General features: G+C 46.0%; 1 protein-coding gene. It reads left to right on the top strand.

Annotated features, from left to right (window positions below; translation table 11 throughout):
• Nucleotides 1-5 precede the first annotated feature (5 nt).
• Nucleotides 6-10148: an amino acid adenylation domain-containing protein gene (locus NST73_RS01985; protein WP_342499331.1), complete on the top strand. Its 10143-nt coding sequence runs from the start codon at nucleotides 6-8 to the stop codon at nucleotides 10146-10148.
• Nucleotides 10149-10159: the final 11 nt, after the last annotated feature.

A 10159-nucleotide genomic window follows, 5' to 3' on the forward strand; every position in this document is an offset into this window, starting at 1 on the left:
CTCATATGAAACCATCAACCATTAACCAAACGAGTATACATGAATCAATGGATGCGATTTTACAAGATGTAAAGACAACCATTTTACAAACCAACGAAATCGAACGCTTCGCTGTTTTTTCACGTGAAAAAACCATTCGACCGCGGCCGTATCACCTCTCTCATTTATTTCTCGACAAGCACATTGAGCAGGAGGCCGCAGCGGAAGCGATACAGGCGCAAACGGCTGTACCTGCTTTGGTCGACATGCCGCCCGCTCTTTCCTATGGAGGGGATCTCGACGTCACACAAGGCGCACAGACCTTACAGGAAGTCTTAACAGAGGCTGCAAAAACGACAAATGGGCTTACGTATATCGTGAATAGCAAGAACGAACTCACACAATCTTATGCGCAGTTACAAGGAGACGCCGAGAGGGTTCTGACTGGTTTAAGGGCACTGGGGCTTAAGGCAGGCGATCCTGTTTTCTTTCAATTCTCATCGAATCATGCCATGGTCACTGCCTTTTGGGCATGTGTATTAGGCGGATTTGTTCCAACGCTTGTGTCAGCTGCCCCAACCTATCGGGAGATGAATGCTGCAGTGAAGAAGCTTCATCATGCTTGGAAGCTGCTCGAGCATCCGCTCATCCTAACAGATGACTCACTGATCGAGGAGGTGCAAGGGTTAGCCTTACTGTGGCATACAGACCAATTACGTGTCGCAGCAGTTGAGCCGATGCTGACATTAGAAAGAGATACAGCCGCTCACCCTGCCGCGCCGGATGATTCCGTCTTCTTTATCTTAACGTCTGGAAGTACAGGGATGCCAAAGTGTGTAGAGCATTCCCATAGAAGTGTGCTGGCGAACGTCAAAGGAACAGTGGTAGCGAATCAATTTACACAAGAGGATGTCTCGTTAGACTGGATGCCTTTAGATCATATTGGTGGCATCGTGATGTTCCACCTTGTCAATGTGTACACAGGCTGCGAGCAGATTCGGGCAAGAACAGATGACTTTATCGCTCAGCCGCTGCGGTGGCTTGACTGGATGGACCGCTACCGTGCAACGAAGACGTGGGCACCTAACTTTGCATTTGCGATGATCAACGATTATGAGAAAGAGATTTCATCAGGGTCTTGGGATCTGTCGGCGATGGCCTGCATGATCAATGGGGCAGAGGCGGTCGTTCCAAAAACCATCCACCGATTTCTAAACTTGCTTGCTCCGCACGGCTTAAAGGGAGATGTGATTAGACCGGCTTTCGGCATGTCTGAAATCTCATCAGCGGTTGTGTTTTCCTTTGCGATTGAGCGTGGAGATGAAAACAGCGGGGTTCTGACCTTTGAGGAAACGTCGCTGACAGAGCAGCTAAGACCAGCAGAAGCACGTGAGACAGGAACCGTCAGCTTTACAGAGCTGGGCAAACCGATTCCAGGTATCACGATACGCATCGTCAATCATCAGCATGAGCTTCTTCCAGAAGATCATATTGGCCGTGTGCAAATAAAAGGCCCAACCACCATGAAGGGCTATTACCGGAATGACGAAGCGAATCAAGAAGTATTTCAAGCGGATGGCTGGTTTCACACGGGTGATTTAGGTTTCCTGCACGAAGGAAGGCTGACACTAACCGGTAGAGAAAAAGACATGATTATCATCAACGGGAAAAACTATCACAACTATGAAATTGAAGCCATAGCAGAGGAAGTACCGGGAGTAGAAACGAGCTTTGTGGCTGCTTGTTCCGTCCGAATGGAGGCTTCTGCATCCGATGAACTGATTCTCTTTTTTACACCGAAGCTGTATGAGCCGACTTATATTATGAGGGCAAGTCAGCACATTAAATCCCATATTGCAACAAAAATGGGCTTGTCTGCATCTCGCATCATTCCTGTCCAGAAGCATGCATTTCCCAAAACAAGCTCTGGAAAAATAGAAAGGGCACAGCTCAAGACAAGATGGCAAGAAGGCGAATTTGATGAAATGATCATGGAAATGGACATGAGACTTGAAAATGAACATACCTTGCCTGATTGGAGTTATCAAAAGAAGTGGATACCAGCTCCACTTGATGCAGCTGACAAGCAGATCGTAGGGGACGTTGTGATCTTTGCAGATCCATTAGGACTGGCAGATCAATTGAAATCTTTTGCAAACAGTGAACAAACATACATTACGGTTGAACCGGGTCAAGCGTTCAAACAACTCACACACACTCACTTCATCATCCACCCGAATCGGCCGTCTGACTACGAACAACTCTTTGAGACGCTCCGTTCGTATGGCGTTTCGGTGAAACACATCATTCACCTTTGGAACTATACAAACCAAGAAGACAAGCTTTATGTGGCCAAGGCGAAACAAGCGCAGAAAACGGGCAGCATGAGTGCATTATTTTTAACAAAAGCCATTTCCGTCTATGAGGAGCAGGTGGCCATCACTTTTGTCTCAGCCCATGCGATGAATGTGCCGGAGGATCATATCCACGATGTAGAAAAAGCAACGACAGCCGGACTGATGACAGCAGTTCAGCATGAATGGCCGTTTATCAAGGTGCAATGTCTTGATTTTTCACTAGCAGAATCGGTATCTAGTCATTCCCATGCAATGGCGATTATGGCAGAACTCACGCATGACCAAGACCGTCATGTCGCTGCTTATCGTCAAGGTGTTCGTTATATTCCCTTTTTAGCACCTCTTCATTTGGAAAAGGAACAGAAAAGGAAAGAGCCGCCATTTGAATCATCTGGGCTTTATGTCATAACAGGCGGGCTAGGCGGAATTGGACGTTTAGTCAGTGAACACCTACTGACATCTTATCAAGCACATCTCGTGTTGCTTGGAAGGAAAGAGAGAGAGGCACTTTCTAGTGACCAGCAAGAGACATTGTCTTTGCTAGAAAAGCAGGCAAAAGTGCATGGCGGCAAGGTTCTTTATGAGAAAGCAGACATCACGGCTGAAAAAGAGGTGGAAGCGATCATCTCTAGACATGAGGTCGCTGGAAATCAAAGGCTGGATGGCATCATTCATTTCGCAGGTATCATTCAAGAAGAACTACTTGCTGATATGACATCTGTGTCTCTGAATGACATGTATGAAGCGAAGGTATATGGAACGATTGCGCTTCATGAAGCTGCCTCCAAACGCAGGAATGTTTTATTTCTTTCCAGCTCGTCAGCCCGAACGCTAAAGGGCGGTATGACTGTCGGCGCTTATTGCGCTGCCAATGAGTTCGTGGAACAATTTGCTCATTATCAGAAGCTGACATCTACAGTGAAGCCATATTGCTTTAGTTTCAGCATGTGGGACGAGATTGGTATGAGTGAAGGCTCCATGATAAAAGGCATGTTAAAAGAAAGAGGTTATCTTCCAATTTCAAAGCAGGCAGGCTTCCAAACGATGCTCGCATGTCTGATGACAGATGCTCCGCTCATTTATGCGGGATTGGATCGATCGAAGAAAGAGATTCACGAGATGATCCATGCGGATGCGGAGATGCAAACAGAGCAGACCTTTTACGTCTTTTTCAAAACGGATCAAACAAAGGCGGTGGAAGAGCGGCTTTATCAATCGATTCATACATGTTTACAGTCCCGTCTATCTGGTGAATATGCCGTACATTTGTTTCCTGAGGAATATTGGAAAGAAACAGAAGATGGATCGCCAGACGAGGCATATTTTCATGAATTAATAGAGGAAAGCGGAATGGATGCAGACAACAGAGCACCTCACACAGAAACGGAGAAACTGCTCGCACACATTTGGTCAGAGCTGCTCGGTGTCTCAGATGTCAACTGCGGCGATCATTTCTTTCTACTAGGAGGTCATTCGCTGAAGGCGACGCAAATGCTGTCTGCGGTTAGACAAAAAACAGGGTTTGACGTGCCGCTTGCTGTGTTGTTTGAACATACGAGACTCGGAGAATTAGCAGACTGGATCGATTCAAATGCCAAAGCAGATGAAGTGATTCCGATGAGAAAAATGGAGAAGGGTCAGGAAATTCCGATGTCTTATGCCCAGCAAAGACAGTGGTTCCTCTATCAATTAGAGCCGGATCTGCCATTTTACAATAATACGATTTCGTTTCGGATGAATGGGCCTTTAGATATCAAGGTGCTTCAGGAAAGTCTGCATCATATGGTGGAAAGACATGAATCGCTCAGAACGTCCTTTACGATGAGCGGGGATGAACCGGTACAGGTCATTCATGAACAGATGGCCCTGCCAGAGCTTGAGGTGATGGACCTTTCAGGCATAGCGTCACAGGAAGAGAAAGAACAAAAAGCGACTGAATGGGCGAAAGAAGAGGCATCCACACCTTTTCAATTAGAACACGAAGCGCTCTTTCGAGTGAAGCTGATTCGACTTTCATCCGCAGAGCATATCTTGCTTATGTCCATTCACCACATCGTGTCAGATGGCTGGTCGATTGGCATTGTTGCAAGAGAATTATCTGAGTGGTATACAGCGGCGATCGAAGGGCGAGAGCCTCACTTGCCGGCACTGCCTATTCAATATGCGGATTACGCACTGTGGCAGAAGGAGTATTTGACAGGAGAACCATTGCGTAAGCAGCTTGCCTATTGGAAGGAGCAGTTTGCGGCACCTGTTGAAGATTTGGTATTGCCGTATGATCATCCGCGGCCGGCCGTTCAATCCTACAAAGGGAAGACGAAAACATATCAGCTGTCGAAGTCACTGTCTAAAAAGATTGCGGCGCTATCCAAGAAAACAGACAGCACACTGTATATGACCTTGCTGTCGGCTTTCTCTACCCTTTTACATCGATTGTCTTCACAGGATGAGTTTGTCATTGGCTCGGTCATTGCTGGGAGAAATCGAACGGAAATGGAGCATTTAATCGGATTTTTCGTGAATACATTGGCGCTTCGGATCGACCATAGCGGGAATCCAGCCTTTACGGAATTATTAGAGCGAGTGAAGGAGACAACCGTCGGTGCTTATGCACACCAGGATGTGCCGTTTGAGATGGTGGTCGATGAATTGAATATTGTGCGTGATGCCAGTAAGCAGCCGCTGTTTCAGGTCATGTTTGTTCTGCAAAACTTACCGCTGGAAGCATCTCCAATGGGGGAGGCGACGTCGGTTTTAGCCATTGAAGATAATGATACAGCGAAATTTGATCTCTCCCTGTTTGTGTTTGAAGGAGCTGAAGGCCTTCAGTTAAAACTGGAGTATCATGCGGATTTATTTTCTGATGACACAATGGAGCGATTCCTCGCATACTACGAGCACCTGCTTGAAAGCATTTGTGAAAATCCAGCGCAGCCGATCAGACAAGTGAATTTCCTGCCAGAGAAAGAAAAGCATCAAATGCTCTATGAATGGAGCGGCAAGACTGATCAACCAAAAGGTCCGCTACTCATGACGGAACGATTTGAAGCGCAAGTGAAAAAGACACCTCATGCAGTGGCGCTCGAGTTCCAGGGAGATGAGTGGACGTACCAAGAGTTACATGAGAAAGTCGATCGTCTAGCAGCCTATTTGCAGCAGCGAGGCGTGACGCCGCATGAACCAGTTGGACTGCTCATCGACAGATCGCCTGAAATGATTCTTGGGGTGCTGGCCATTGTGAAAGCAGGCGGGGCTTATGTGCCAATTGATCCTGAATATCCAGATGCCCGCATTGACTATATGCTGAGAGATACAGGGATTCAGCTTTTACTGACAAAAAATGAATGGCTGAAAAAAGTATCCATCCATCAAACGGAACTCATTTGTCTTGATCAAGGGTATGAAGAATTTTTACCAGAAGCAGAGGTCATGCCCGCTGCACTAAGACCTGATGGACTTGCTTATATCAATTACACATCGGGGTCAACTGGACAGCCAAAAGGAGTACTGATCCCGCATCAAGCGGTCGTCCGGCTTGTGTGTGAAACAGACTATGTCACCCTTAATGAACAAACGCGCATTTTACAAATCGCCAGCTTCTCTTTTGATGCTTTTACGTATGAAATATGGGGTGCCCTTTTAAACGGGGGAAGGCTCATACTGACGGATCGAAATACCATTTTATCAATGGATACATTAGCGGAAGCACTAAAAACTTATCAGATTACAACAGGGTTCTTGACTGTGCCGCTGTTCAACCGTTTAACAGAAGAACATCCAGAAGCTTTATCTGGACTTCATGCATTATTGGTCGGCGGAGATGCCTTATCAGCCGCTCATATCCGAAAAGCACTACCGTATTTGCCTGAAGGGCTTTTAAATGGTTATGGACCAACAGAGAATACAACATTCTCCTGTGTGCATCACATTCGGGCACTGGAAGAAGATCAGGCGACGGTCCCGATTGGACAGCCTATTGCTTATTCACAAGCTTATGTATTAGATGACCAAATGCAGCCAGTTCCGCAAGGCGTCATCGGCGAAATTTATGTTGGCGGCACAGGGCTAGCACTTGGTTACCTTGGAGATGAAGAAAAAACAGCATCATCATTTATCCCGCATCCTTTCCAAGAAGGAGCGCGTTTATATAAAACAGGCGATATGGGCCGCTGGCTGTCAAATGGCATCATTGACTGTCTTGGAAGAATCGATCATCAAGTGAAAATTCGTGGACACCGCGTGGAATGTGGAGAAATTGAAGCCGCTATGCTGACATTTGATGACATCAAAGAATGTGCCGTTATCCCGTATCAGCACGAGAGTGGTCATAAGCGATTGATCGGTTATTTTGTCCAAAAAGGCGGCATGACCACGCAAGACATTCGCCAAAACTTAAAAGACATCCTGCCAGATTATATGGTGCCAAGCCTATTAATAGAGCTGGATGAATTACCGCTCACGCCAAATGGCAAGGTAGACCAAAAGCGTCTTCCGCCTCCAGAGTGGAGACAAGAAGAAGTAGAAACAGCCATTGACAAAGCAGCTACTGAGGAAGAACGTGTGTTAGAAAAAGTGTGGTCTCAGCTGCTAGGCGTTCCTTCTATTGGCGTCCATGATAACTACTTTGAGCTTGGCGGAGATTCCATTATTGTCATACAAATGGTGGCACGCTTAGCACAGGAAGGCTACGTCATCCAGCCGAGAGATGTATTTGAAAAACAGACCATCTCACAACTCGCACAAGTGATGAGAAAGGCAGAGGTCTCTACGGTCTATGACCAATCACCTGTGACAGGAGAGGTTCGTCTTCTCCCGATTCAATCTTGGTTCTTTGAGCAATCGATGACCAATCAAGATTATTGGAATCTATCGGCGCATATTGAAATGAAGCGATCTGTTCCACATGAACAGTTAACACAGGTTCTTTCAAAACTGGTCGATCATCACGATATGCTGAGAGCTATATATACAAAAGAGGCAGATGGCACATGGATTCAAACCATTCGTGAGCCTGGTGTCACACCATGTGTCACATTCTTTGATGTGACGGATGTATCTCAGGAGGAAGCACGGGAACAAATCCGCTTGGAGACAAGTGCCTGTCAAGGAACATTGTCATTAGAGCGCGGAGAAGTGATCAAAGCCATTCTTTTTCATACAGGTGAAGACACGTCTGAGCTCTTTATTGCTGCACACCATCTCGTCATGGATGGCATATCATGGCGCATGATACAAGAAGATGTACTAAATGGATTGAAACAGCTTGCTACGGGGCAGGACATCATATTTGCGAAAAAAACCGCCTCCTATAAGCAGTGGGCAGATGCCTTATATGAATATGCACAAACAGATCAATTACAAGCGCAGGCCTCTTTTTGGCAAAAAATCAAGGATCAAGAGGAAGAAGGTTCTCCTTTCCAACTGCCTGCGCTTTCTAATATAGAAGAACATGCAGAGATCCTGTCGGTTCAGCTCACAAAGGAACAAACAGATATGTTACTTAGACAGGCCTCACAAGCATACCGAACAGAGATTAACGATTTACTGTTATCAGGACTCACGCAAGCCATTGGAAAGCCAATGCTCATCACGTTAGAAGGGCATGGACGCGAGGATTTATTTGAACAGATGGATTTGTCACGGACAGTCGGCTGGTTTACAAGCTCTTATCCTATTTTTATTCCTTTTATACAAACCGATGTTGCAAGACAAATCAAAGACGTCAAAGAAACCTTACGAGCTGTGCCGCAAAAGGGAATCGGCTATGGTTTGCTTCAATACATGACAGAACCTCGTTTACTCAAAACGGTAGCGCCGCAGATGAGTTTTAATTACCTCGGTCAGTTAGATCAGGCAGATGGCGAAGCTAAGCTTTATATCGCAGACGAACGAAATGGACATGTTCACGATCCGAAAGCAGAAAGACAGCATTTGATCGATGTGTATGGATATGTTACAGATGGTCAGTTGCAGATGAACTTTATGATCAATCGTGAACTGCTGCAAGATCAAGAGGTGCGGTTGTTACCTGAACGTTTTAAAGAAAAAATGGAGATCATCTTGACGCATTGTGTTGAAACGAGCGGCGGCTTTACACCATCTGATTTTCCGATGGTTCAGCTTACGCAAAAGCAAATAGATGAACTTCCAGACAATGTAGTCGATGTGTATCCGCTGTCTCCAATGCAGCAAGGAATGCTGTTTCATGCACTGCTAGATCAAGCCTCACAAGCTTATTTTGGTCAGGTGCATATGACGCTCCAAGGCTTAACAAACGGTGATGCCTATGAACAAGCTTGGAACCTTCTTGTAGAACGTCATTCGATTTTGAGAACAAAATTCGCTTGGGAAGGGCTGAAGGAGCCTGTTCAGTTCATTCAATCAGAAGGAAGCATCCACCTCACTCAGCACGATGTGCGCCACCTGAGTGATGCGGAGCAAGAAGAGACAATCGAACACTTTTTAGTATCTGATCGTTCAAAGGATTTCAATTTAGACCATATAGATGAACCGCTGATTCGGATTGCTTTATTCCGTTGTGATGAGGAAAGATGCACGTTTGTCTTTAGTTTTCATCACATTTTAATCGATGGCTGGAGTTTGTTCAGTTTTATTCAGGAATCTTTTGCGCTGTATCGCTCTCTTGTGGACGAACGAGAGATCAGTCTTTCTACAGTCCGTCCATATAAAGATTTTATCGAATGGCTGCAAAAGCAGGATCAAGAGGAGGCGCAAGAATTCTGGCAGCGTTACATGTCAGGTGTAGAGGAAGCGACACCGCTTCCAGGAGACGGCGAAGAACATGCTTCAGACCAAGAAGCAAGCATGGCGCAGTCCAGCGTCAAACTGACGCCAGAGACGCAGCAGAAGCTGGAGAAGTTGACTGGCAAGCAGAAGGTCACGATGAGCACACTGATTCAATCAGCGTGGGGATTGCTCTTGCACCTTCATTCGGGCGCAGAGGATGTCATATTTGGGGTGACCGTATCTGGCCGGCCAGCCGACTTACCAGAAGTGGAAAGCATGACAGGGCTCTTTATTAACACATTGCCGCTTCGTCTACCGATCCATTCGGACTGGACGATTGCGCGATTGCTCGCCCATACACAGGAAACCGTTTTTCAGATGAGAGAATACGAGTATACCGTATTGCCAGATATTCAGCAGATGACGGAAATTCCAAATGGAGAGGCATTGTTTCACAGCATTGTCGTGTTTGAAAACTATCCAATTGAGTCCATTGAGCCGTATGGCGTACGCATTTTAGACATCGCCAGTCATGAAGAAACAAATTATGACTTAACCCTTGTCGCAGTGCCGGGAGATACGCTGGAGCTTCGGATCACATACAACTTAAATCAATATACAGAAAAGCAAATACAAACGCTGATGCAGCAGCTGATTCACACACTTGAAGCCATGACAGAACAAGTGGATACGCCGCTATCTTCCTTCTCCATTGTGACAAATGAGGAAAAAGAGCGGATGATCAGTGATTGGGCGAAAAACGCACATGTCAGCGTGCTATACCCAGACCAAGAAGAAGTTTATGCAGGCGTACATGATCCTGCCTATGAAACGGAAATATATGTCCTGAATGAAGAACATCAGCTCATGCCGATTGGATTTCCTGGAGATATTTTTATCGGCGCCAAAGAGATCAAAGCACTTTTTGGAGAGCTAGCCGATTGGATGGAGGCGCATAAAATTCCGCATCCATTCAAACATCAAACAGGCGAATATCTTTATCCGACAGGGGATGTCGGCGTTTGGACGGAAGAAAGCAAGATTCAGATTTTGGATTGGATGTAGGAGGAGAAGAA

This window comes from Bacillus sp. FSL W7-1034 (assembly GCF_038593365.1).
In the GTDB taxonomy this organism is placed as follows: domain Bacteria; phylum Bacillota; class Bacilli; order Bacillales; family Bacillaceae; genus Bacillus; species Bacillus altitudinis.

Coding starts and splice junctions, on each gene's coding strand:
- NST73_RS01985 (WP_342499331.1), top strand. CDS start 6: ATGAAACCATCAACCATTAACCAAACGAGTATACATGAATCAATGGAT.